Source organism: Halomonas sp. MES3-P3E (assembly GCF_002836035.1).
In the GTDB taxonomy this organism is placed as follows: domain Bacteria; phylum Pseudomonadota; class Gammaproteobacteria; order Pseudomonadales; family Halomonadaceae; genus Vreelandella; species Vreelandella arctica.
In genome coordinates this window covers 1-25,221 of record NZ_PJBT01000021.1, presented here as the reverse complement: position 1 = coordinate 25,221, position 25,221 = coordinate 1, and the positions used below count along the sequence as shown (strand labels likewise).

The 25,221-nt window shown below is 55.6% G+C and carries 23 protein-coding genes; 11 read left to right on the top strand and 12 right to left on the bottom strand.

What is annotated here, in order from left to right; translation table 11 throughout:
- The first annotated feature begins 2 nt into the window (after positions 1–2).
- Positions 3–1,064: a 23S rRNA pseudouridine(2604) synthase RluF gene (gene rluF / locus CXF87_RS07295; protein WP_101146149.1), complete on the top strand. Its 1,062-nt coding sequence runs from the start codon at positions 3–5 to the stop codon at positions 1,062–1,064.
- 26 nt (positions 1,065–1,090) lie between these two features.
- Positions 1,091–1,366, top strand: a complete 276-nt coding sequence (locus CXF87_RS07290; protein ID WP_101146148.1) for a DUF1294 domain-containing protein — start codon at positions 1,091–1,093, stop codon at positions 1,364–1,366.
- A 30-nt stretch (positions 1,367–1,396) separates the two neighbouring features.
- On the opposite strand, the gene CXF87_RS07285 is transcribed toward CXF87_RS07290, so the two are convergent.
- The 3 genes from CXF87_RS07285 to CXF87_RS07275 are packed head-to-tail and all read right to left on the bottom strand — an operon-like array spanning position 1,397 to position 3,785.
- A complete protein-coding gene (locus CXF87_RS07285; RefSeq protein ID WP_101146147.1) occupies positions 1,397–2,077 on the bottom strand; it encodes an anthranilate synthase component II in 681 nt (226 codons plus the stop codon).
- On the bottom strand, positions 2,074–3,492 hold the full coding sequence (locus tag CXF87_RS07280) for an anthranilate synthase component I family protein (protein ID WP_101146146.1): 1,419 nt from the start codon (positions 3,490–3,492) through the stop codon (positions 2,074–2,076). The genes CXF87_RS07285 and CXF87_RS07280 overlap by 4 nt, the downstream gene beginning before the upstream one ends.
- Positions 3,489–3,785, bottom strand: coding sequence for a Trp family transcriptional regulator (locus CXF87_RS07275; RefSeq protein WP_101146145.1), 297 nt, complete (start codon positions 3,783–3,785; stop codon positions 3,489–3,491). Before CXF87_RS07275 ends, CXF87_RS07280 begins: the two co-directional genes overlap by 4 nt.
- Positions 3,786–3,911: 126 nt before the next feature.
- Here CXF87_RS07275 and CXF87_RS07270 point away from each other — a divergent pair, with 126 nt between their 5' ends.
- Positions 3,912–5,804, top strand: coding sequence for a monovalent cation:proton antiporter-2 (CPA2) family protein (locus tag CXF87_RS07270; RefSeq protein ID WP_101146144.1), 1,893 nt, complete (start codon positions 3,912–3,914; stop codon positions 5,802–5,804).
- Here CXF87_RS07270 and CXF87_RS07265 read toward each other — a convergent pair.
- The 9 genes from CXF87_RS07265 to CXF87_RS07225 form a co-directional block, all read right to left on the bottom strand.
- Positions 5,801–6,364 (bottom strand): hypothetical protein, encoded by a 564-nt coding sequence (locus CXF87_RS07265; protein WP_101146143.1) that lies wholly within the window; start codon positions 6,362–6,364, stop codon positions 5,801–5,803. The genes CXF87_RS07270 and CXF87_RS07265 overlap by 4 nt on opposite strands.
- 60 nt (positions 6,365–6,424) lie before the next feature.
- Positions 6,425–7,249: a class I SAM-dependent methyltransferase gene (locus CXF87_RS07260; protein ID WP_101146142.1), complete on the bottom strand. Its 825-nt coding sequence runs from the start codon at positions 7,247–7,249 to the stop codon at positions 6,425–6,427.
- 6 nt (positions 7,250–7,255) lie between these two features.
- Positions 7,256–8,959: an AMP-binding protein gene (locus CXF87_RS07255; protein ID WP_101146141.1), complete on the bottom strand. Its 1,704-nt coding sequence runs from the start codon at positions 8,957–8,959 to the stop codon at positions 7,256–7,258.
- Between the two features lie 89 nt (positions 8,960–9,048).
- Positions 9,049–9,954 carry a hydroxymethylglutaryl-CoA lyase gene (locus CXF87_RS07250; RefSeq protein WP_101146140.1) on the bottom strand — a complete coding sequence of 302 codons (906 nt, stop codon included), beginning with the start codon at positions 9,952–9,954 and terminating at the stop codon, positions 9,049–9,051.
- A gap of 10 nt (positions 9,955–9,964) precedes the next feature.
- Entirely contained in the window at positions 9,965–12,046 is a 2,082-nt protein-coding gene (locus CXF87_RS07245) for an acetyl/propionyl/methylcrotonyl-CoA carboxylase subunit alpha (protein WP_101146139.1), read from the bottom strand.
- On the bottom strand, positions 12,043–12,867 hold the full coding sequence (locus CXF87_RS07240) for an enoyl-CoA hydratase/isomerase family protein (RefSeq protein ID WP_101146138.1): 825 nt from the start codon (positions 12,865–12,867) through the stop codon (positions 12,043–12,045). Before CXF87_RS07240 ends, CXF87_RS07245 begins: the two co-directional genes overlap by 4 nt.
- 12 nt (positions 12,868–12,879) lie before the next feature.
- On the bottom strand, positions 12,880–14,487 hold the full coding sequence (locus CXF87_RS07235) for a carboxyl transferase domain-containing protein (RefSeq protein ID WP_101146137.1): 1,608 nt from the start codon (positions 14,485–14,487) through the stop codon (positions 12,880–12,882).
- Between the two features lie 10 nt (positions 14,488–14,497).
- The gene (locus CXF87_RS07230; protein WP_101146136.1) at positions 14,498–15,667 is read right to left on the bottom strand and encodes an isovaleryl-CoA dehydrogenase; all 1,170 of its coding nucleotides are present in this window, start codon (positions 15,665–15,667) and stop codon (positions 14,498–14,500) included.
- A gap of 87 nt (positions 15,668–15,754) precedes the next feature.
- Positions 15,755–16,222: a MerR family transcriptional regulator gene (locus CXF87_RS07225; protein WP_008956736.1), complete on the bottom strand. Its 468-nt coding sequence runs from the start codon at positions 16,220–16,222 to the stop codon at positions 15,755–15,757.
- 351 nt (positions 16,223–16,573) lie between these two features.
- On the opposite strand from CXF87_RS07225, the gene CXF87_RS07220 reads away from it, so the two are divergent.
- The 8 genes from CXF87_RS07220 (at position 16,574) to mmsB (ending at position 24,904) form a co-directional block, all read left to right on the top strand.
- Positions 16,574–17,380: an ABC transporter ATP-binding protein gene (locus CXF87_RS07220; RefSeq protein WP_101146135.1), complete on the top strand. Its 807-nt coding sequence runs from the start codon at positions 16,574–16,576 to the stop codon at positions 17,378–17,380.
- Positions 17,377–18,120, top strand: a complete 744-nt coding sequence (locus CXF87_RS07215; protein WP_008956734.1) for an ABC transporter ATP-binding protein — start codon at positions 17,377–17,379, stop codon at positions 18,118–18,120. Before CXF87_RS07220 ends, CXF87_RS07215 begins: the two co-directional genes overlap by 4 nt.
- A gap of 170 nt (positions 18,121–18,290) precedes the next feature.
- A complete protein-coding gene (locus CXF87_RS07210) occupies positions 18,291–19,514 on the top strand; it encodes an ABC transporter substrate-binding protein (RefSeq protein WP_101146134.1) in 1,224 nt (407 codons plus the stop codon).
- A gap of 90 nt (positions 19,515–19,604) precedes the next feature.
- A complete protein-coding gene (locus CXF87_RS07205) occupies positions 19,605–20,492 on the top strand; it encodes a branched-chain amino acid ABC transporter permease (protein ID WP_101146133.1) in 888 nt (295 codons plus the stop codon).
- Between the two features lie 2 nt (positions 20,493–20,494).
- Positions 20,495–21,487: a branched-chain amino acid ABC transporter permease gene (locus CXF87_RS07200; protein ID WP_101146132.1), complete on the top strand. Its 993-nt coding sequence runs from the start codon at positions 20,495–20,497 to the stop codon at positions 21,485–21,487.
- 185 nt (positions 21,488–21,672) lie between these two features.
- Positions 21,673–22,827, top strand: coding sequence for an acyl-CoA dehydrogenase family protein (locus CXF87_RS07195; RefSeq protein WP_101146131.1), 1,155 nt, complete (start codon positions 21,673–21,675; stop codon positions 22,825–22,827).
- Between the two features lie 17 nt (positions 22,828–22,844).
- Entirely contained in the window at positions 22,845–23,960 is a 1,116-nt protein-coding gene (locus CXF87_RS07190; RefSeq protein ID WP_101146130.1) for an enoyl-CoA hydratase/isomerase family protein, read from the top strand.
- 35 nt (positions 23,961–23,995) lie between these two features.
- Positions 23,996–24,904 (top strand): 3-hydroxyisobutyrate dehydrogenase, encoded by a 909-nt coding sequence (mmsB, locus tag CXF87_RS07185; RefSeq protein ID WP_269801096.1) that lies wholly within the window; start codon positions 23,996–23,998, stop codon positions 24,902–24,904.
- Positions 24,905–25,221 lie beyond the last annotated feature (317 nt).

Sequence of the window (25,221 nt, the reverse complement as noted above, 5' to 3'; positions counted from 1 at the left end):
TTATGTCGTTACGAAAATCTACCCGTATCAATAAATACATTAGTGAAAGTGGAATGTGCTCTCGCCGTGAGGCTGACCGCTTTGTGGAGCAGGGCAACGTGTGGATTAACGGTCGCCGCGCCACTACCGGCGACCAAGTGGTAGCGGGGGATCTGGTCAAGGTCAATGGCCAGGAGATCGAGCCACAGGAAGAGGAAGATCTGGTTCTTATTGCGCTGAACAAGCCGGTGGGCATCGTTAGCACCACCGAGTCCAGCGAAAAGGACAATATCGTTGAGTTTGTAAAACACGGCACGCGCATTTTTCCCATCGGTCGGCTCGATAAAGACTCCCAGGGGCTGATTTTTTTAACCAATAACGGTGATTTGGTTAATAAGATTCTGCGTGCCAATAACAACCACGAAAAAGAGTATCAGGTGACGGTGAATAAGCCGATCACCGACGAGTTTATCGAGGGCATGCAGGGCGGTGTGCCGATTCTTGGCAAGGTGACCAAGCGCTGCAAAGTGCAAAAAGAGTCCACCTTTGTGTTCACTATTACCTTGGTGCAGGGACTCAATCGGCAAATTCGCCGTATGTGCGAATACTTCGGCTATGAAGTTACCCAGCTTATTCGCACGCGCATTATGAATGTGCCCCTTAAAGGATTAGCCCTGGGGGATTGGCGCGATCTCACCCCTAAAGAGATTGACACCATTATCGCGCTGACCGAAAAATCAGAAGCCGTGCCAGAGAAGAAGAGTAAAGCTAAGCCTGAAAGGCCCAACTACAGCTCAGGCGCTGGCAAGGCAAAGCCGCCCGCTGCCAACAAAGGGCGCCCGAAACCGGCCAAAGCGGGCACCAAAGCCACCGGGGCTAAACCTAAACCACTTCCCAAAGGTAAAAAGGCCGCTAGTGGAAAAGTTAGCACCGGCCCGAAAAACAGTGCTGGTAAACCTCTCCCCAAGGGTAAAGCGCCCGGCAAGCCCAGTGTTAAAAGCAAGCCTAGTGCAAAAGGTAAGCCCGTTGGCAAAGGCCGCGGTAAGCTAGCGGTTGCGGGCAAGCCTTCTCAGCGACGCAAGTAGCTCCTCCTCCTTCAAGAGTCCTTACTGTGATCCCAATCGTCGCTTTTTATGCTGTGATTAGCATGCTCGCTTACATTACCTACGCCATCGACAAAAAGGCGGCTATCAATAACCGCCGTCGAGTGAGCGAGAAAACGCTACATCTGCTTGGGGTAGTGGGTGGCTGGCCGGGTGCGTTCCTGGCTCAACAGCGGCTGCGGCATAAAACTCAGAAAACCGCCTTCCAGGTTACGTTCTGGCTGACGGTTATTGTAAATCTGGCCTGTGCGGGGTGGCTAACTGTTTCATTGAGTCTCATTTAGCCACCCGTTTAGCCACCCTATGCTGCGTGCCTACGCTCTGGCTTGATCGTTGGGCGCGAAAAGAAAGTTGGCTATCAACTCCTTACCGCCTTCGGTCGCGAATGATTCGGGGTGAAATTGAATGCCGTGAATCGGGTATTCCCGGTGTTTAACGCCCATAAGCTCGAATTCACCCATTGCCTGCCAGCGGCTGCGCTGCTCAAAATTATCCGCTTCCAGGGCACCCACGGTGGCGGTTACTTCCAGGCACTCGGGTAAAGTGGTCGCATCGGCAATCAGTGAGTGATAACGCATCACCTCAAGCTGGTCGGGCACGCCGTTAAACACCGAGCGATTGTCGTGGTTGATTGGGCTGATCTTGCCGTGCATGGGTAGCGGCGCTTTAACCACCTTGCCGCCGAACACATGCACGATGCCCTGCATGCCCAGACAAACCCCTAGCAGCGGGGTGGTCTTACCCAGTTTTTCAATTACCTCGGCGCACACGCCAAAGTAGCGTGGGTCATCCGGCGAGCCGGGGCCGGGGGAAATAATGATGCGATCCGGCGCCAGAGCCTCAATGGCGTGGTAGTCGATTTGGTCGTTACGTTTAACGATGATCTCAAAATGAGGCAACCCGCCGCGATTCTTCTCCGTGGTCAAGATTTCACCAATAAACTGGTAAAGGTTATAGGTGAAGGAGTCGTAATTATCGATGATCAGCACCTTCATGCGGGGCTCTCCATATCCGTGCTCATAAAAGGGGCCAGGGCCTTGCGAGTGCCAGCGAACTTGCGGCGAATCTCTTCGTACTCATCCTCGGCGTTGCTATCGAATACGTTGCCGCCGCAGGTTTGTACGTAGGCGCGCTCGCCGTTCACAAACACCGTGCGAATGGGGATGGCAAAGGTGCAGTCGCCGTTAAACGAGAACTGGCCCACCGCACCGCCGTAGGGGCCGCGCCCGTCGGTTTCTAGGTCATCGATGATTTTCATCGCTTCAATCTTGGGTGCGCCGGTTAGCGTGCCCGCGGGGAAGTTACTCGCCAGCGCCGTAAACATGTCTTCGCCTTCGGCAATAATCCCGACAATTTCGCTGGAGATATGCTGTACGTGGCTAAAGCGCTTGATATCCATCAGGCTGCGCACTTTTACTGTGCCAAACTGGGCCACCCGGCCAATATCGTTGCGGTGCAGATCCACAATCATATTGTGCTCGGCGATCTCCTTGGGGTCGTTGAGCAGCGCCCGGGCTAGCTGGGTGTCTTCCTGGGGCGTTTGGCCGCGCAGGGTGGTACCCGCCAGCGGGAAGGTTTCCATCTCACCCTGGCGCAGGCGGAACAGTAGCTCGGGGCTTGCGCCGATCAGCTTCTGCTTGCCGAATTTGACGTAGTACATCTGGGGCGACGGATTGATGGTGCGCAACTGATCATAAAGGGCCAGCGTATCGCCCTCAATCTGAAAGCGCTTTTTAAAGCCGACCTCGCACTGAAACACCTTGCCGTCGATGATGTCCTGCTTCACCTTAGCAACCGCCTCGGCGTGCTCGGCTTTGCTCATTGTGTCGCCCAGCGCGGTGATGTGCAGTGGGCCTGCGGGTTTTTCGTCGGCGTCGATCAGTGTCTGCAGAAACTCGTAACGACTATTGTCGTAATAGAAGTAGGTAACCTCCCCGGTCATCTTGTCGAGGATCAGGCCATCTTTGTAGAGCCCAAAGCGGAAGGTATCGAAGTCGTCGCTGGCTTTTAGGGTCAACGAGGGCTCGAAGTACTGCATGGCATCGTAACCGAGGTAGCCGCTTAAGCCACCCGCGTACTTACGCGAAATAATATTTTGGGGGATCAGGCTACGCAGTAGTTCATAAGGGTTATCGCTTGGGTACTCGTTTGCATTGCCGTCACGGTCTTCGATAGTTAGCGTGTTGCCATTGGCATACAGCGTGTATTCGGGGTCAAAGCCGATGATCGAATGGCGTGCAATATGGCTATCTTCGCCAAGCGACTCCAGCATGTAGCAGGTATCAAACTGCCGCTCGATTTTTTGAAACAGGGCAAAGAAGTCGCAGTCCGCCGCCAGCGTCACGTAGTGAGGTTTGCGTGGCAGCGTAAACGGCTGCGGGCCCGAAGCATGCGTATTGGCAATGGTCATGGTGCATCATTCCGTGAAGAAGCTTGTGAAGAGGGTAGCGGTGTTGAAGCGTGCAAGGTGGCCAGCGCGCGCGAACCGCGGGAAACCGTGGCGATACCCACCCCTAGAGTTTCGGCAATTTTGCGGTGCGGCACTCCTTCACGCAGCAGTTTAAAAATCTGTAGTCGTTTACTGATTTCTTGATACTCTGCGGGAGTCAATAGGTCGGCCAGTGCTGCGTCCATTGCCTCGGGTGAGTCTATGGCGAGCAAGTGGCTAATAAGCTCAGCCTGGTAGTGATCGTTTGCTGTCATGTTGTAAAGATACGTTTTGAAACCATCGAGGGATGCCATCGGTTAAAAAGTAATGTACTAGCGTACTAGTACGCTACATTATTGCTCAGGGAAGTCAAGCAGCTCGTTCTATTTTGAGGAAACACGATGACTGGCTATTTTATTCAAGCCTTTATTTATCTTGTCGCCGCGGTAATTGCGGTTCCCCTTGCCAAGCGTTTTGGACTGGGCTCAGTGCTGGGTTATTTGGTCGCCGGGGTAGTGATTGGCCCGATCCTGGGGCTGGTGGGCCAGGAAACCACCACTATTCAGGATTTTGCGGAATTTGGCGTGGTAATGATGCTGTTTTTGGTCGGCATGGAGCTTGACCCGAAAGGGTTATGGGCGATGCGCGTGCGGCTGCTAGGGCTGGGTGGGCTTCAGGTAGTGCTAACCGCTGCTGCAGGCACTGCTATTGCTTTGTGGCTAGGGCTAGTGATGCAAACAGCCCTGGCGGTGGGGCTCATTTTTGCGCTCTCTTCCACGGCGATTGTGCTGCAAACGTTGAACGAGAAGGGGCTTGCCAAAACTGAAGGGGGCCGCAGCGCCTTTTCGGTGCTGCTGTTCCAGGATATTGCCGTTATTCCCATGCTGGCGCTAATTCCGTTGCTGGCACTTCCCGAGTTAATGGGCGACGTTAGCGATGATGGCCACGCCAGCTTAAGTCTGGTCGCACACTTGCCCGGCTGGGCACATGCCTTGGTGGTCGTGGCGGCCATCGCGAGCGTGATAGCGGCAGGCTACTATTTAATGCCCCTGCTGTTTCGCTATGTGATTAGTTCTGGTCTGCGCGAAGTATTTACCGCCACCGCCCTGATGCTGGTCATCGGCATTGCCGCGTTAATGAGTTTGGTTAATTTATCGCCTGCCCTCGGCGCGTTCCTGGCCGGGGTGGTACTTGCCAACAGTGAGTTCAAGCATGAGTTGGAAGCCAATATTGAGCCCTTTAAAGGACTGCTGTTGGGGTTGTTCTTTATTACCGTGGGGGCAGGTATTAACTTCTCGGTGCTGGCGGCGGAGTGGGGCACGGTTCTCTCGTTAGGTGTGGCCGTGATCGTGGTAAAAGGCGTGATTCTGCTCGGCTTAGCACTGCTGTTTCGGGTGCGTGGCAGCAATGGCTGGCTATTCACCCTGGGCCTTGCCCAGGCAGGTGAATTTGGTTTTGTGCTACTGACCTATAGCGTTCAAAACAGTGTCATTCCAACCGACATCTCCCAGGTGCTCTCACTGGTTGTGGCGCTCTCGATGTTTTTAACACCGCTACTGTTTATTGCTTACGACCGGTTGGTTCTGCCGCGCTACCGCAGTGCCAAGAACGACGACCGGGAAGCCGATACAATAGAAGAGCAGGCCCCGGTGATCGTTGCGGGCGTAGGCCGGTTTGGGCAAATTATTTGTCGCCTGCTGCGCGCCAATAATATTCCCATAGTGGCGCTGGACCATGAGATCGAACAGATTGAAAACCTGCGCAAAATTAACATCAAAAGCTACTTTGGTGACGCCAGCCGTTCCGACTTGCTCGAAACCGCTGGTATCGAACATGCCCGGTTAATCGTTATTGCCTTGGACGACCGCGACCGCGCTGTGCACATGGTCAAGCATGTGAAGCAATACTATCCCCATGTTTGGGTGCTAGCCCGCGCCTTTGATCGCGGCCATGGCTATCAACTACGAGAAGCAGGCGCTGATGACGTCGTCAGTGAAACCTACCACTCCGCATTGGAACTGGGCGGCGATGCGCTAACGGCGATGGGTGTCCACCCTATGCGGGCCAAGCAAATGACCTGGGCATTTGTGCAGAACGAAGATGCCCATGAGGATGAACTGTTTGAAGCCTGGAAGGAGATCGAGGGGAGTATTAGCTTCAGCCCCCGCTATGGCGAGCTGTTTATGAAGCTGGAAGAAGCGCTGAATAGTGCGATGCAACAAGAGTGGCACGAGCCCCAGCGGGAAGACGTGCCGATCTGGACGCCTCCCGACCAGCACCGTGATAACGTTTAAAAGGGAATATGCAACGAGGCGCTTAGCATAGTGAGGTGTTCAAGGGTGGGGGAGTTGATACGTTCGTATTCCAGTCGGCTAACAAGCCGATTGACCGTTACGGTGGCACCGAAGCCTTGCAGCATCGCGGTGCCACTTTCATCGGCACCTTCCACATCGCTTTCACCGCGCCATTCGGTGATGCCGGACTTCGCATAGACGCTAAAGGCGCCCATGCGAACACCGGCGACAATGGCGCCGCCTAAACTTAAGGTATCCATAATCAGCGGATTGACACTGGACGAGGTGGAGATTTCTTCGCTTTCCCGGTAGGCGATTTCCGCGCCAATATCCAGTTGAGGAAGCCGCCAGGGGCTAAAGCCCGCTGTTACGCGAAAGCCGCTGGAGTAGTTGTCCAGGCTTTGCAGGTCGCTACCTTCCAGGATAACGCCGTTTTCAAGCTGCATGAGTTCGCTATCGGGGGCGGTATAAGCCATCACCGGCGGCTTATCATCGGCGTAGCTGCTAAACCAGGGAACAGCACAGCACAGCAGAGTGATTGCCAAGCGTTTCATTGGCATTTCTCGTACACCTATTGTCGTATACGTATGGGTAGAGAAAAAAAGCTATTCCTAATCAGGTTAGCAACTGACTTGGATTTCCACCACTTTAATTGCGCCGTTGGCTAGGTTATCGACTAAATTTTTTCCCATGGTGGTAAAGCGCTCGCCGAACACCCACTTGGGGGAGAGCACCGCTTGGCGTGGCGTCTGTTCTTTTTGGCGCTGACGTTGGCGCCACTCTAAGGCTATTTCGCTCCAATCTTCAACATGTTCAAGCACAAAGCCGCCCGTTTCGAGCAAATGGGTTAATGACGTTAAGGTCAGTAGATGCGAGTGCTCAGGAGAAGCCGCCCATGGCACTGGGTAGTGAAGCTGTACCACGTGGGGGCCGCTGACAACCTCATGCATGACTAGCTGCCCGCCTGGGCGCAGAACCCGTCGGCTTTCTGCGGTTACCCTGGCTGCGTCAGGCATATTCATCAGGCTGTGTTGAAACAGCACGGCATCAAAACTGTTATCCGCAAACGGCAGGGCACTGGCACTGCCGGTGACCCAGGCAAGTGGTGGTGCGTTAGGTTGGTTAACTCGTGAACTCAGCGCTCTATTTAACGCACTAAACCCATGAGTAATATCCAGCCCGGTCATTTGAAAGCCGAGCATTGCGCCCTGGCGCATCAATCCTCCCAGCCCCGCGCCGATATCCAGCACCTTGCTATGAGTGGCTGGATTGAGCCGTTCAAGCAGTCGTGTGGAAGCCGCTACGCCGCCGATATGCAGTTGATCCAGCGGCGCCAGTTGGTAAAGCGTTGGGCCGTCGGGGTAGTGGGCGTCAATCTGCGCCAACACATTATCAGCGCGTAGGCCGCGCTGATAATGGTCTGCCAACGGATGGGATGTAGGCATGGTCAGTTACGGCTCTTGATCCAGGCCTAGCTCCTGAATCGAAATTTCGCGCATCTTGAATTTCTGAATCTTGCCGGTGACCGTCATCGGGAATTCGTCAACGAACTTGAAGTAGCGCGGAATTTTGAAGTGGGTAATTTTGCCTTTGCAGTACTCGCGCAACTCTTCTCCGGTCACATCACCCGCCGTGCTGTTGAGTTTCACCCAAGCAATCAGCTCTTCGCCGTACTTCTTATCCGGCACGCCGGTGACCTGTACTTCTGAAATCGCCGGGTGGGCATAAAGGAACTCCTCAATCTCTTTGGGGTAAACGTTCTCACCACCGCGTATCACCATATCTTTGATGCGCCCCACGATCTGGATGTAGCCCTCTTCATCCATAGTGGCCAGGTCGCCGGTGTGCATCCAGCCTGCTTCGTCAATCGCTTCAGCGGTGGCTTTGTCGTTGTTCCAGTACTTCAGCATCACGCTGTAGCCGCGGGTACACAGCTCACCGATTTCACCTCGAGGAAGAATACCGCCATTGCCGGGGTCGACGATTTTATTTTCCAGGTGCGGTTGGGTGCGTCCCACGGTAGAAACGCGCTTCTCGATGCTGTCGTTAGCGCCGGTCTGGGTAGATACCGGGCTGGTTTCCGTCATGCCGTAGGCGATCTGCACGCCCTTCATGTTCATCTTGCTGATCACCTGCTTCATAATTTCAGCGGGGCAGATTGAGCCCGCCATAATGCCGGTGCGCAGTGAAGAGAGATCGGTGCCAGGGAAATCCGGGTGATCAAGCTCAGCGATAAACATGGTTGGCACGCCGTAAAGGGCGGTAGCTTTTTGCTCGTGCACCGCCTTGAGCACCTTGCCGGGATCAAAGCCTTCATCCGGGTAGATCATGGTGGCGCCGTGGGTCATACAGCCCAGGTTGCCCATGACCATGCCAAAGCAGTGGTAAAGCGGCACGGGGATCACCAAACGGTCTTCGCTGGTGAAACCCATGCTTTCCGCCACAAAAAAACCGTTATTGAGAATATTATGGTGGGAAAGCGTCGCCCCTTTGGGGAAACCGGTAGTGCCGGATGTGTACTGAATATTGATGGCGTCGTCGAACTGTAGCGTTGCCTGCAGGTCGTCCACGTCGGTCTGGCTGACTTTGTTGGCCTCCGTCATCAGATCGGCCCAGCGCCACATGCCATTCAACTTTTCGTGACTCAGGTTTATCACGCACTCAAGGTCGGGTAGCTTCTGGGATTTCAGCTTGCCCTCGGCGCAGGCTTTTAATTCGGGTGCCAATTCGTAAAGCATGCCGCTGTAGTCAGAGCTTTTGAAACTGTTGGCAGTAACCAGAAAGCGTGCACCTGACTGATTTAGCGCGTACTCCAGCTCATGAGTACGGTAAGAGGGATTGATGTTGACCAGAATGGCGCCAATTTTGGCGGTGGCAAATTGTGTTAACGTCCATTCGCTGCAGTTAGGTGCCCAAATGGCCACCCGGTCGCCTTTTTGAACGCCGATCGCGAGCAGGGCGCGGGCGCAGCGGTTGACCTCTTCCTGAAGCTGCCGGTAGCTCCAGTGGATATTCTGATGCAGCACAATCAGCGCGTCGTTATCGGCATATTGCGTGGCGATCTGGTCGAATTTGTCGCCAATCGTCATGCCCAGCAGCGGCTTGTCCGCCGTGCTGCTGGTGTAGCTGGGTAGAGTCAGTGCGTGTGAAGACATTTCAGGTCTCTCCGATATTTTTCTTGTCTGAACATGATGGCAGAGAAGGTTGAGCTACTTGGCTTCTTTCTTATTATTGATGACGCATTTTATCGGCTAGCGCCCAGTGCTAGAGCAACTTTGGAACTGGGCTTGCGGCCTAGCTCCTGTGTAATCCAATAACCGGTATCGATGACGGCCTGCAGGTCGATGCCTGTCTTGATTCCCAGCCCTTCAAGCAGATAGAGCACGTCTTCGGTGGCCACATTGCCGGAAGCGCCCTTGGCATAGGGGCAGCCGCCGAGACCAGCGGTGGCGGCATCGATGATACTGACGCCTTCTTCCATCACCGCGTAAAGGTTCGCCAGCGCCATGCCGTAGGTGTCGTGAAAGTGAGCGGCCAGAAACTCAATGGGCACTTGTTGGCTCGTCGCCTCAATCATCCGTTTAGCAGCCAGCGGCGTACCGACGCCAATCGTGTCACCTAGCGACACTTCGTAGCAGCCCATCTCATAAAGCGCTTTGGCCACCTCAGCCACTTTGGCGGGGGCGATCTCGCCTTCATAAGGGCAGCCCAATACGCACGAAACGTAGCCGCGTACGCGCACGCCAGCCTCACGGGCGCGCTCTAACACAGGCTCAAACCGTGTCAGCGACTCGGCAATCGAGCAATTGATGTTCTTTTGCGAGAAGGCTTCTGATGCCGCGCCAAATACCGCGACCTCTTCAACGCCCACCGTCAGGGCGTTTTCAAGCCCTTTTAAATTGGGCGTTAGCGCGGAGTACACCACGCCTGGCTGACGCTGAATGCCGCCCATGACCTCAACGGCGTCGCCCATTTGCGGTACCCATTTAGGCGAGACGAAGCTGGCCGCTTCGATATGGGTGATCCCCGCGTTGGCAAGCCGCTCGATCAGGGCGATCTTGGTCGCGGTGGGCACCATCGCCCCTGGCTCGTTTTGCAGGCCGTCCCGAGGGGCCATTTCAAATAACTTGACGGACGTAGGCAGTGCCATGAATGAGCTCCTATTCGCTGGGGGCAAAGTCGAGAAGGATAGCGCCCTGGCTGACCGTCTCGCCCGCCTGGAAATGGAAGGTTTCCACACTACCGTCAGCCGGGGCGGTCATGGTGTGCTCCATTTTCATCGCTTCCATCACCATCAGCGGCATGCCTTTCTCAACATTAACGCCGGGCTCCACCAGTAGAGCCACCACCGTGCCATTCATGGGGGCAGTGAGAGTAGATTCCGCTTCGTGGTGGCCATGATCAATGGCATCGATGCGCCGCCAGAACAGACGGGTTTCACCGCTGGGATCGGCCATCACGACCACATGACCATCGCGGCGCGCCTGCAAGCGGCGGCGGTGGCCATTCAAGGTAATGGCAACCGCGTCGCCGGTGAGCGGCTGCAGGCTCGCGGTTAGCGTTTTATCGCCGATGGTGAGGTTCCAAAGTGATTCGCCCGCGTTGCGTTTACCTTCGACGATCACTACCGCGTCATCGCTGTCAGCGGCTTGAACATTCGTAGGGTCACACAGCGCAATGCGAATGGTGTGTGGCGCATTCAAGCGGAAGCCGTCGTGGCGATCCCAGGGCGAGTCGCTTTCGCACTCTTGAGCAAGTTGATTCAGGCCAATCAGCGCCGCGCTGGCGTAGGCTTCTGTGCTGTAAGTGCGCGGTGCAAACAGCGTCGCTTCATTGCGCTCGATAAAGCGGGTATCCAGCTCCACGTTCTTAAAGCCGGGGTGGGTCGCCAGGCGCATTAAGAAGGCGCGGTTAGTCACTACGCCTTGTACGTCCAGTGCCGCTAAGGCGCGGTTAAGCGTTGCCAGCGCTGCATCGCGGTCGGCACCATGAACGATTAGCTTGGCGAGCATGGGATCGTAGTGCATCGATACCGCGTCACCACTCTCTACACCGCTATCTAAACGCACCTGATCACTGCTTAGACCAGCGCCTTCTAAATCCAGCGCAAAGCGGTTCAGTAGGCCGGTAGCAGGCAGAAAATCCTGCTCCGGGTCTTCGGCGTAAATGCGTGCTTCAAAGCTATGGCCGGTAATCGTCAGCTCATCCTGGGTGCAGGGCAGCGGTTCACCCATGGCCACGCGTAGCTGCCACTCGACCAGATCCTGGCCGGTGATCATCTCGGTCACCGGGTGCTCGACCTGGAGGCGAGTGTTCATCTCCATAAAGTAGAACGAGCCATCCGCATCTAGCAGAAACTCGACGGTGCCTGCGCCCACGTAGCCGATCTCCTGAGCGGCGCGTACGGCAGCATCGCCCATGGCGCAGCGCAGCTCCGCTGTCATGCCGGGGGCGGGGGCTTCTTCGATCACTTTTTGATGGCGGCGCTGAACGCTGCAGTCCCGCTCGAATAGATAAACGCCGTTGCCATGGCGGTCGCAGAATACCTGCACTTCCACGTGGCGTGGCTGCACTAGGTATTTCTCGATCAGCATGCGGTCGTCGCCAAAGGCGGCCTTTGACTCACGGCGGCAGCCATCTAACGCGGCCTGAAAACCATCACTTGATTCGACCACGCGCATGCCTTTACCACCGCCACCGGCGCTGGCTTTTAACATTACTGGGTAGCCAATTTTGTCGGCTTCGCTGCGCAGCAGAGCGTCGTCCTGGTTATCACCATGGTAGCCGGGCACTAGCGGCACGCCCGCATTGGCCATCCGTGCTTTGGCGGCGGATTTATCACCCATGGCAGCAATGGCTGAAGCCGGCGGGCCAACGAAGGTGATGCCCGCTTCTTCAAGGGCTTTGACGAAGGTACCGTTTTCGGAAAGAAAACCGTAGCCGGGATGAATAGCGCCGGTGCCGGTACGCTTGGCAGCTTCGATGACTGCATCGATATTAAGATAACTTTCCCGCGCGGCGGCGGGGCCTAAACGCACGGCCTCATCGGCTTCACGCACGTGGCGTGCGCTGGCATCGGCGTCAGAGTAAACCGCGACGGTTTTCAGGCCCATACGGCGCGCAGTGCGCATCACCCGGCAGGCGATTTCACCGCGGTTGGCGACTAGAAGCGTGTCAAAAGGCGTCGTGCGAGCGGCTTTTTCGGCTCTTTCGTTTTTTTCAATAGGGGGTGAATGACTCATGAGCGACGCTCCGAAGCGTGGGGTGTGTTATTAGACTCGGCCCAGACGGGGCGGCGCTTTTCAAAGAAACTGGACAAACCCTCTTGCCCTTCTTGGCTTACCCGCAGCTTGGCGATCACCTGGCAGGTATGCTCGCGGGTCTCGTCACTGTCAGGCGCTTTAGCAACCGCGGCCATCAGCGCTTTGGTGGCGCGCTGGGCCTGGGGCGAGCCGGCCAATAGGGTGGCCAGCAGGGTGTCCACTTCGTCGTCTAGCTTGTCGTGTTCCACCACCAGATGGACTAAACCCAGCGCGAGCGCTATTTCGGCGTCCATTACTTCTGCGGTTAACGCATAGCGGCGCATCTGTCGCTCGCCCAGGGCTCGCTGCACGTAAGGGCTGATGACCGCGGGCGATAGGCCGATTTTGACTTCCGAAAGGCAGAATTTGGCTTTACCCGAGGCGATTACTATGTCGCAGCAGGCGGCCAAGCCCACCGCACCGCCAAAGGCTGCGCCTTGCACGCGGCAGACGGTCGGGCAGGGCAGTGTATCCAGGCCGTGCATCAGGGCTGCCAGCTTGCGGGAATCGGCGACATTATCGTCAAGGTCGTAATCGACCATGCGCTTCATCCAGTTCAGATCGGCACCGGCCGAGAAGCTTTTGCCTTCTGAACCCAGCACTACCGCGCGCACTTCGCCCGCTTCGGCTTGCCTATGCAGTGCTTCAAGGTGTGCGTTTAGCTCGGCAATCAGGCCGTCGTCAAAGGCGTTATGAACCTCGGGGCGGTTTAAGGTCAGACGGGCGACGCCGCCTTCAATGATCAGTGTTGAGTAAGCCATGGTGATTGCCCCTTACATCCGGAACACGCCGAAGCGCGTCTCTTCGATTTCTGCATTCATCGCGGCGGCAAGTGACAGGCCGAGCACATCACGGGTTTGCAGTGGATCGATCACGCCGTCGTCCCACAGTCGCGCACTGGCGTAGTAGGGGTGGCCTTGGTGCTCGTACTGCTCGCGAGTGGGCTGCTTGAAGGCTTCCTCTTCCTCTTTGCTCCACTCGCGGCCTTCGCGCTCATGCTGCTCGCGCTTAACCTGCGCCAGTACCCCCGCCGCCTGTTCGCCGCCCATCACTGAAATACGCGCGTTGGGCCACATGAAGAGCAGGTTAGGATCATAAGCTCGCCCACACATACCGTAGTTGCCGGCGCCGAAGCTGCCGCCAATCAGTACGGTGTATTTTGGCACCTTGGCGCAGGCCACAGCGGTCACCAGCTTGGCACCGTGCTTGGCAATACCTTCGTGTTCGTACTTGGAGCCGACCATAAAGCCGGTGATGTTTTGCAGGAAGATCAGTGGAATCTTGCGCTGAGCGCAGAGCTCGATAAAGTGCGCGCCTTTCACCGCACTTTCTGAAAACAGCACGCCGTTGTTGGCTACGATGCCTACCGGGTAACCGTGAATATGCGCAAAGCCGGTGACCAAAGTTTCACCGTAGTAGCGCTTGAACTCATCAAAGTCGGAGTCATCGACGATGCGGCCAATTACTTCGCGCACGTCATAGGGCTTTTTAAGATCCGTTCCCACGATGCCATACAGCTCGGCAGGGTCGAGCTTGGGTGGTTTGGGCGCCTGCATGGCCAGTTGGCCGCGCTTTTGCCAGTTCAAGCGGGATACACAAGCGCGGGCAAGCTGCAGCGCATGAGCATCGTTTTCCGCGTAGTGGTCGGCCACACCGCTGACTTTGGCGTGCACATCGGCGCCGCCTAAATCTTCCGCACTAATGCTTTCGCCGGTGGCAGCTTTTACCAAGGGCGGGCCACCCAGGAAAATCGTGCCCTGCTCTTTAACGATGATCGACTCGTCTGCCATGGCGGGCACGTAGGCGCCGCCCGCGGTGCAGGAACCCATCACCACGGCAATTTGCGGAATGCCTTCAGCCGACATGGTCGCCTGATTATAAAAGATACGCCCGAAGTGGTCGCGATCGGGAAATACTTCGTCCTGGCGGGGTAGGAAGGCGCCGCCTGAATCGACCAAATAGATGCACGGCAGTCGATGCTTGCGGGCGATCTCCTGGGCGCGAATATGTTTTTTCACGGTGAGCGGGAAGTAGGTGCCACCTTTCACCGTGGCATCGTTGGCGACAATGACACACTCGACGCCGGAAACACGGCCAATACCGGTGACCACACCAGCGGCGGGAATCTCGCTATCGTATATGTTGTGGGCCGCCAGAGCGGAAAACTCTAAAAACGGTGAACCTTCATCAATCAGGTGATCAATGCGGTCGCGGACAAATAGCTTGCCCCGGCTTTCGTGGCGCTCGCGGGCTTTGGCACCACCACCTTGGGCAACGGCGGCGGTCAGTTCACGCAATTTATGTACTTCACCAAGCATTGAGGCTTCGTTGGCTTGAAACACATCGCTGCGCGGGTTGATCTGAGTGGAAATGGAGCTCATGACAGGACCCTTACTTACTTTCGGTGAAGAGTTCGCGGCCAATCAGCATCCGGCGTATCTCGCTGGTGCCCGCACCAATTTCATACAGCTTGGCGTCACGCAGTAGGCGCCCGGTGGGGTACTCGTTGATATAGCCGTTGCCGCCGAGCAGTTGAATCGAATCCAGTGCCACTTGAGTCGCTTTTTCGGCACAGTAGAGAATCACTCCAGCGGCGTCTTTACGCGAAGTCTTGCCACGATCACAGGCTCCCGCTACGGCATAAAGGTAAGCGCGGCAGGCGTTCAGGGTGGTGTACATATCCGCCACTTTGCCTTGCACTAGCTGGAACTCACCAATCGACTGGTTGAACTGCTTGCGCTCGTGGATATAGGGCATCACCACATCCATGGCAGCTTGCATGATGCCAATCGGGCCTGCGGCCAATACGGTGCGCTCGTAATCCAGGCCACTCATGAGTACGCGTACGCCTTTGCCTTCCCCACCTAGAATATTGTCAGCGGGAACGGCGCAATCCTGGAAGACCAGTTCACAGGTGTTGGAACCGCGCATGCCCAGCTTGTCGAGCTTTTGGGCGGTAGAGAAACCGGGCATACCTTTTTCGATAATAAAGGCGGTAATGCCTTTGGAACCCGCTTCAGGGTCGGTTTTGGCGTATACCACCAATACATCGGCATCCGGACCGTTGGTAATCCACATTTTGTTGCCGTTAAGGATGTAGTGATCGCCATTCTGCTTGGCACGCAGTTGCATCGAGACCACATCAGAGCCTGCGCCGGGTTCCGACATGGCCAAAGCGCCCACGTGATCGCCGCTGATCAGCTTGGGGAGATACTTGGCTTTCTGTTCGGGGGAGGCGTTGATCTTGATCTGGTTAACGCACAGGTTGGAGTGGGCGCCGTAAGAGAGCGCTACCGATGCGCTGGCCCGTGAGATCTCTTCCATGGCGATACAGTGGGCGAGATAGCCCATACCGCTACCGCCATCCTCTTCAGAGACGGTGATGCCGAGCAGACCCATATCACCAAACTTCTTCCACAGATCATTAGGGAACTCGTTATTGCGGTCGATTTCGGCAGCGCGGGGAGCAATCTCGCTGGCCGCAAAGGCGTTGACCTGCTCACGCAGCATGTTCAGCTCGTCATCGAGGCCAAAATTAAGTTCTGAATAGTGTGAAAACATGGTCAATCACCTGTTGCAGATTTTTGTATTAGCTTGTGTTAGCTATTTGTGTCGGCGAGTCGAGCTGGCGTTAGTTCGCGCGACGCGTCAATGCATAGTGGCGGAAGAGGGAGCAGACGCTTTGTCGGACGTACCCGTGCGCTCCTCTTCGTTCTGTTTTTCCTGGGGCTCTTTTTCTAGTAGTTCTTCGAGTGCCTGGCGGCAGCGAATCTCAGCACTTTCAAGCTCTAGCTGCACCATGGTGATGTCTTTCATTTGTTGGTCTAGCGCCGCACGGCGTTCGCCTATCTTGCTAAGCATTAGATGCAGCTGCTTTTTGCTGCCGCTGCGGGTTTCGTCCCAAAGCTCGAACAGTTCACGAATCTCTGCCAATGAAAATCCCAGCCGTTTGCCGCGAATGGTAAGTTTCAGCCGTACACGGTCTTTGCTGCTATAAACCCTGGTTTGCCCACGCCGAGAAGGGTGGAGCAACTCCTGATCCTCATAGAAGCGAATACTACGGGTGGTTAAATCAAACTCGTTGGCTAGTTCACTGATTGAGTAAGTTTTGCTCATGATGTCGTTCTCTCAAAAGGCATTGTTCTTAAGGACAGTTCCTAAGAATAAGTCCCAAGATATGACACCTATGGAACACTGCCACTGAGGCTAAAACAAGCTTACGTTAACGTAAAGCTATTGTTGTGAGCAGTTTAAAAGCGTTGAAATGATGTAAGTCACTGATATTTATCTTTTGAACGCAGTTGTTAATTCAGGATAATCTCGTCGATAGACCAAAGTTGTAATTGTATTGCTATACCGACAGTTGCTAGTTTGCACATACACCTTACGTTCAGGTAAGGCAGTAGCAGCCGCTTTTGCCATGCCTGTAAAGAATTAGCACAACAACAATAAGAGGCTTGCCACTCTATGAGTGCAAACGATGTCCTTCAGGGACCTGTCCTCGAAACCCGAGGGCTGACCAAAGAGTTTCGCGGCTTCACCGCCGTGGACGATGTCAATCTCCAGGTACAGGAAGGGCATATTCACGCACTGATTGGCCCCAATGGGGCGGGTAAAACCACCGTATTTAACTTATTGACCAAATTTCTGCCGCCTACCCGCGGCGATATTTTGTATCGCGGCAACTCAATCACCAGTAAAAAATCCAACGAAATAGCTCAGTTAGGGTTGGTGCGTTCGTTTCAGATTTCTGCGGTATTCGCCCATATGACCGCGTTGGAGAATGTGCGAGTGGCCCTGCAGCGCAAACTGGGTACCTCGTTTCACTTTTGGAAATCTGAAAAATCGCTGGATCACCTCAATGAGCGAGCGCTTGAGCTGCTAGAAGAAGTAGGACTGCGGGAATACGCCGACACCCTAACGGTTGAAATGCCCTATGGGCGCAAGCGGGCACTTGAACTTGCGACTACGCTGGCACTGGACCCGACCATGATGCTGCTCGATGAACCCACTCAAGGCATGGGGGCGGAAGATGTAGACCGCATCGTGGCGCTGATCAAACGCGTTTCACAAGGCCGTACGGTATTGATGGTGGAACATAACCTGAGTGTGGTTAGCCGCCTGTGTGACCGTATTACCGTGCTGGCGCGGGGCGCAGTATTGGCCGAGGGAGATTATGAAACTGTCTCCCGTAACCCTCTGGTGCGTGAAGCCTATATGGGCAGCGACGCCGCGGAAGAGGATGGTTCTGAAAAAGAGGGGGCGGCCGTATGAACATCGCTGAAGCCCAAACACCTGTTGAAAACAATCAAAGTCTGGAGATGTTGCGGGTGCAGGATCTACACGCCTTTTATGGCGAGTCGCATATTCTGCACGGGGTCAATTTTGATGTGAAGCGCGGCGAGCTGGTAACGCTGCTGGGCCGCAACGGCGCGGGGCGTAGCACCACGCTGAAATCGATCATGAACATGGTGGGGCGGCGTACCGGCTCAATCGTGATTAACGGTAATGAAACGCTGCACATGAAGCCGCACCATATTCCGCGGCTAGGGGTTGGCTACTGCCCAGAAGAGCGCGGCATTTTTGCCAGTTTAGATGTGCATGAAAATCTCTTGTTGCCGCCAACGGTGCGCTCGGGCGGCATGAGTCTCGATGAAATCTACGCCATGTTCCCCAACCTTTATGAGCGGCGCAGAAGTCAGGGCACACGGCTTTCCGGTGGCGAGCAGCAGATGTTAGCCATGGCGCGCATTCTGCGTACCGGGGCGCGCATGTTGCTGTTGGATGAAATAACCGAAGGGCTCGCGCCCGTGATCGTGCAGAAGCTGGCCGAAGTGCTGGTGAAACTCAAGGAGCGCGGCATGACCATTGTGCTGGTGGAGCAAAACTTCCGCTTTGCGGCCCCCTTGGCGGATCGCCACTTCGTGATGGATCACGGTCAGATTATTGAAGAAATCACCGCTGCACAGTTGCCATCGCGTCGTGAACATCTCAACTCAATGCTGGGGGTATAACACACGGTTTATAGACATTTAAAAGTTCATTACGCCAACAGTTTCGCTGCTCACAAAACAACAATATTAATCAGTAATTTGCAGTACGCACTTTCACGACAGCTCAACGACTACTCGACCACGAGTCAATAACTACACAACAACAAAGGCCTCCGGGCCAGGAGACGAACATGACCTTTCTGAAAAAAACGCTGGCTGCCAGCATCGCCGTTGCGGCAGCTTCAAGCCTTGCTGTGTCTACCGCTCAGGCTGATATGAGCGACGGTGAAGTACGCATTGGCTACCTAGCCGATATGTCCGGCACCTATCGCGACTTGGCAGGCCCAGGCGGCCTGACCGCGATGGAGATGGCGGTGGCCGATTTTGGTGGCAGCGTCAATGGTGCCCCCATCGTGATTTCCAGTGCGGATGACCGTAACAGCGCCGACGTAGGTGCCAATACTGTGCGCGGCTGGATCGATCAGGATAACGTCGACATGGTAGGCGGCCTGGTCGCCTCCTCGGTCTCGATTGCGGTCACCAAAGTGCTGGAAGAGAACAATGGCCTGGGTATCGTGTCAGGCTCTGCGGCGTCTAGCATTACCAACGAACACTGCACGCCCAACCACATCCACTGGGTGTACGACACCTATCCGCTTGCTAACGGTACCGCCAAAGCGGTCGTTGAGCAGGGCGGTGACAGCTGGTTTATGCTGACTGCAGACTACGCCTTCGGCCATGCACTTGAAGCCGACGTAACCAAGGTGGTGGAAGAGAGTGGCGGTGAAATTGTTGGCGGCGTGCGCCATCCGTTCCCTACCAATGACTTCTCCTCTTATATTCTCCAGGCTCAGGGCTCGGGCGCCAAGATCATTGGTTTGGCCAACGCTGGTTCCGACACCGTCAACGCGATCACCACAGCCAGCCAGTTTGGTTTGACTCAATCCGGTCAGCAGCTGGCGGGCCTGTTGATTTTCTTGAATGACGTTCATGCGCTTGGCCTGGAAGCCACCCAGAACCTGCTGCTTACTACCGGCTGGTACTGGGATATGGATGAGCAGTCTCGCGAATGGTCACAGCGCTACTTCGATGAAGTCGGCCGCATGCCGACCATGGTGCAAGCCGGTATCTACTCCAGCACCATGCACTATCTGAAAGCCGTGGAAGCCGCTGGCACCGACGACCCTGAAACCATCCGCGCTAAAATGGCGGAAGAGCCCATCAACGATTTCTTTGCCCGCAATGGCCGCATTCGTGAAGATGGCCGCATGGTGCATGATATGTACCTTGCCCAGGTGAAAACGCCAGAAGAATCCACCGGTGAGTGGGATCTTTACGAAATCCTCAGCACCATTCCCGCCGAAGAAGCCTACCGCCCGCTGTCTGAAAGCCAGTGCAAGCTGGTGCAGAACTGATTTTCGGACTCGCTAGTAATCGCAAGTAACGTTTAGTACCGGTTGGCGGCAAGTTGCCGCCAACTGTTTGATGGCGAGGAGAGTCGCGTTATGACGATGATATTCGGCGTGCCATTGGCCGTCTTCATGGGGCAGCTCACGCTGGGCCTTGTGAATGGGGCCTTTTACGCACTGCTTAGCCTGGGCCTGGCGGTCATCTTCGGCCTGTTGAAGATCGTCAACTTCGCCCACGGGGCACAATATATGCTGGGGGCTTTCGCCGCGCTGTTGGGCTTTCGTTATCTAGGCATTAATTACTGGCTGGCGCTACTGTTGGTGCCTTTAGTCGTCGGCGCCTTTGGTGTGCTGCTAGAGCGCTTTTTACTCCGCAGAATTGCCCATCTAGACCACCTCTATGGGCTACTGCTGACGTTTGGGTTAGCGCTGATTTTTGAAGGCACGCTGGTCAACTTCTTCGGCGTTTCCGGCGCGCGCTACGCAACGCCTGAGATTTTGCAGGGTGGTTTGAATCTCGGTTTTATGTTTCTTCCCACCTATCGTGCCTGGGTGCTGGTCGCTGCGCTGGCAATGTGTCTGTTTACCTGGTTTATGATCGAGCGTACGCGGCTGGGGGCTTACCTGCGTGCGGGTACTGAAAACTCGCAATTGATGCAGGCCTTTGGCGTCAATGTTCCGCTGCTGATCACCCTTACTTACGGGTTTGGGGTGGGCTTGGCCGCATTCGCTGGGGTGTTGGCTGCACCGCTCTATCCGGTATCACCTACCATGGGCTCCAGCCTCCTCATCGTCGTGTTCGCGGTGGTGGTTATCGGCGGCATGGGCTCGATTTTAGGCGCCATTATTACCGGTCTCGCCATGGGCATCATCGAAGGCCTGACCAAGGTGTATTACCCGGAGGCCTCCAATACGGTGATCTTCCTCGTCATGATCCTCGTGCTCATGTTGCGCCCCGTTGGGCTGTTCGGTAAGGAGGCATAGACATGGCAGAATCTCAATCAATAGCGGCCCCGTCTGCAGTGCTGGAACGCCAGAAGCGGGCCAAGTTTCGCCGCAATATGTTCTATCTGGCGCTAATCGTAGTGGGGCTGGTGGCGCCATTTTTGGCCTACCCCGTGTTCTTGATGAAAGTGCTCTGTTTTGCACTGTTCGCCTGCGCCTTTAACCTGCTGCTTGGTTATGCTGGGCTGTTGTCCTTCGGCCATGCGGCTTTCCTGGCCACCGGTGGCTACGTAACGGGTTACCTGTTGGCGAGCTACCCAGGGCTAACGCCTGAGCTGGGCATTATCGCTGGTACTATTCTGGCCACGCTGCTGGGGGTGGTATTTGGAGTGCTCTCCATTCGTCGTCAGGGTATCTATTTTGCCATGGTGACGTTGGCGATCGCCCAACTGGTTTACTTCATGTTTGTGCAGGCGCCGTTTACCGGCGGTGAGGATGGCTTGCACGGGGTTCCCCGCGGCGAACTGTTTGGGTTTATCAGCCTGAGCAGCAATCTAGCGATGTACTACTTCGTATTCGCAATCTTTATTTTTGGCTTCGCGCTGATTCAGCGCACGGTGCACTCGCCGTTTGGCCAAGTGCTGAAAGCGATTCGTGAAAACGAGCCTCGCGCGGTATCGCTGGGCTACAACACCGATGCCTATAAACTCGTTGCGTTTGTAATCTCCGCTGGTTTGGCGGGCTTGGCGGGTTCGACCAAAACCGTGGTCTTCCAGCTGGCCTCGTTGACCGATGCGCATTGGCACATGTCGGGTGAGGTGATTTTGATGACCCTGCTGGGTGGCGTGGGCACCTTGTTGGGCCCTTTGATGGGCGCGGGTATTGTGGTCAGCTTGCAGCATATCCTGGCGCAGTCGCCGCTGGGCAACTGGGTCAGCGTTATACTCGGTATCATCTTCGTGGTCTGTGTACTTAGCTTCCGTAGCGGAATAATCGGTGAGCTGGACAAGATGTATCGCAAAAACTTTAAGTAGCACCCTCCCTCTCTGTCCGATGTTGGGCGCCATTTGGCGCCCTTTTTTTGATTTTTTTATTAAAGGCCTACGGCTAAGGTCGCAAGCGTTAGCAGGTTGCTTGTAGCCTGTTAAATGGATAAGTTAACGTTAACGTCAATTATAACGACAACAGCAGTGCGCACGCGCATTCGCGGAGATACGCCATGAATTTTGAACTCAACGAAGATCAGGTCGCCTTTGCCGATATGGCACGGGCGTTTGCCCAAAACGAGCTAGAGCCCCATGCGGCTGAGTGGGATCAAACCTCGTTCTTTCCCGTTGATGTGATTCGCAAAGCCGGCGAGCTGGGCTTCTGCTCGTTATATGCCCCAGAAAGTGTAGGCGGGCTGGGGCTTTCCCGGTTAGACGCCAGCATTATTTTCGAGCAGCTCTCCATGGGCTGCACCTCGACTACCGCCTATCTCACTATCCATAACATGGTGACCTGGATGTTGGCAGATTTCGGCACGCCGGATGCAGTTGAGCAGTGGGGCGCAAGGCTGGCCTCGGGCGAGCTGCTTGGCTCTTATTGTTTAACCGAGCCCAACTCAGGTTCCGACGCCGCTTCGCTGAAGACCACCGCCAAGCGCGATGGCGACCACTACGTGCTGAACGGCAGCAAAATGTTTATTTCCGGCGCGGGCAGTACTGATTTTCTAGTCGTGATGGCGCGCACCGGCGGCGCAGGTGCCAAAGGCGTTTCCGCGTTTGCGGTCGATGCCAAGAGCGACGGCATTAGCTACGGGCGCAAAGAAGAGAAAATGGGCTGGAACAGCCAGCCTACGCGCACGATCACTTTTGAAGATGTGCGGGTGCCGGCCAATCATTTGCTCGGTAACGAAGGCGACGGCTTCAAAATTGCCATGAAAGGCCTGGATGGTGGCCGGATCAATATTGCTACTTGCTCGATCGGCACCGCTCAGCAGGCGATTAACAAAGCCCGTGAGTATATGCTGGAGCGTAAGCAGTTCGGCAAGCGCTTAGCCGAGTTTCAGGCGCTGCAGTTTCGCTTAGCCGATATGGTCACTGAGCTGGTCGCCGCGCGGCAGCTGGTGCGTATGGCTGCCACCAAACTAGACGCAGGCCATGCTGACGCCACCACTTATTGTGCCATGGCCAAGCGCTTTGCCACCGATGTGGGCTTCAAGGTGTGTGACGAAGCGCTTCAGCTCTACGGCGGCAACGGCTATATCAAGGAGTACCCCATGGAGCGTTACGTGCGCGATACTCGGGTACACCGGATTCTTGAAGGCACCAACGAAATCATGCGATTGATCATCTCCCGCCGGGTATTGGCGGACGGTGCCACCGAGCTGTAAAAGGATAAGGAAGGCCAATGAGCAGCGTACTGTTTACCGAACACCCCACCCAAGACGGCCACGTCATCGCCGAGATCAAGCTTAACGCTGAGCGTTCGCTCAATGCCTTAACGCTTGAGATGTGTGAAGCGATGTTGCCGCGTCTTCGCAACTGGGCTACCGACGAGCGCGTGGTGGCGATTTTGCTGGATAGCGCAGGCGAAAAGGCCTTTTGTGCCGGTGGTGATGTCGTCAACCTATATAAAACGATTACTGGGGAGGGTGATCCCAGCTTCCCTGAGCGCTTCTTTGAAACCGAGTATCGGCTCGATTTCCTACTCCATACCTACCCCAAACCGGTGATCTGCTGGGGCAATGGCATTGTGATGGGCGGTGGTATGGGGTTGTTAAGTGCCAGCAGCTACCGAGTAGTGACCGAAACATCGCGGCTGGCCATGCCGGAAGTCACTATTGGACTCTATCCGGATGTGGGCGCCAGTTGGTTCTTGAATCGCCTGCCTAACGGAACCGGGCGCTTTTTAGCCATGACCGGCTGCCAAATTAGCGCGCCGGATGCAGTACACCTTGGTCTGGCCGACCGCTGTATTGCCAGCCACCACCGTGATGCCTTGTTTCAGCAGTTGATCGATGCGCGTTGGGGCAAAGGCGCCAACACCGATGCCAACGGCGTGGTTAACCGCATTATGCGAGAGCTTGAGCAAACATCGCAGCCCGTGTTTGCTGAGCTGGAAGCACCCGTATATCAACACTCTCCGCTGATTCGTGAGTTGATGGACCACGACAGCGTAGAGCAAAGCGTCGCGGCCATTGCAGCGGTGCAAAGTGACAATAAATGGTTTAGCAAAGCCCAGAAAACGCTGGCTCACGGCAGCCCAGTCTCGGTGAAATTGATCGATGAGCAGCTAACGCGCGCCAAACATATGTCGCTGGCGGAAGTGTTCCAATCCGAGATGGCGCTTTCCGTTCAGTGCTGCCGCCACCGCGAGTTCCCCGAGGGCGTGCGCGCACTACTGGTCGATAAAGATGGCCAACCGACATGGACTTACCCCGATGTGGCCTCGGTCGAACAGAGCTTTATCGATGAGCTGTTAGCGTCGCCGTGGGATAAGAATCCACTTGCCGATTTAGGCTAAATCGCAGACCAAGATCAAATCCTCATAAACGAATAATAAGGACAACACTCATGACTACCGTCGCGTTTATTGGTTTAGGCAATATGGGTGGCCCGATGGCCGCCAACCTATCTAAAGCGGGTTTTAACGTTCGCGCTTTTGACCTTTCAGAAGACGCACTAGAAACAGCCAAATCCAACGGCTGTGAAGTCGCTTTTTCGGCCCAGGAAGCTGCCACTGGCGCGGATTTTGTCATCTCAATGCTGCCTGCAGGCAAGCATGTGCGCGGACTCTATGTTGAGGGCGATACACCGCTGTTCGAAGTGATCAAGCAGAGCGCGCTGGTGATCGACTGCTCCACGATTGATGCCGATACCGCCCGCAGCGTAGCCGCCGAAGGCGAGAAGCTGGGCATTGGCTTTGTGGATGCGCCGGTTTCCGGTGGGGTAGGCGGAGCCCAAGCGGGCACGCTGACCTTTATCGTCGGCGGCTCGGATGCTCAGTTCGAACAGGCCAAATTGGTGCTGGACGTGATGGGCAAAAACATCTTCCACGCCGGTGACCATGGTGCGGGGCAGGTGGCCAAAGTCTGCAACAACATGCTGCTATCCATCCTGATGGCGGGCACCTGTGAAGCGATCAACATGGGCGTCAAAAACGGTCTGGATCCCGCGGTGCTTTCGGAAATCATGAAGCAGAGTTCTGGTGGCAACTGGGCGTTGAATGTGTATAACCCCTACCCAGGCGTCATGGAAAATGCACCCGCTTCGAAAAACTACCAAGGCGGCTTCCAGGTAGACCTGATGATCAAGGATCTGGGCCTGGCCATGGATGTCAGCCAGCAAAGCGCCTCTGCGGTGCCCATGGGCTCCGCCGCCCGCTCGCTGTTTACCCTTCATAAAGCAAAAGGCAACGGCAAACTCGACTTCTCAAGCCTGATGAAGCTATATCAAGATGAGGCGTAAGAAGTAAGAGGATAGGGGTTGTAGCGCGCGGTAACGAATGTCGCGAGGAACGCGCGATATGAGGCACCCGCGATGGGCGGCAAAGCCGCCCCCTGCATCGCCCTCAAGCCAGCTCCAACTTGCCACCCAATCCCGCGCGAGGCAAACTCAGCCTCCTCACTCTGCTCAAACAAAAAGGATTGCCATGATTACGCTTTGGGGTCGCAATAACTCCACCAACGTCAAAAAAGTGCTGTGGGTAATGGAAGAGCTGGAACTGCCTTTCGAGCAAATCCAAGCCGGTCTTCAGCACGGGGTAAACAACACACCAGAGTACC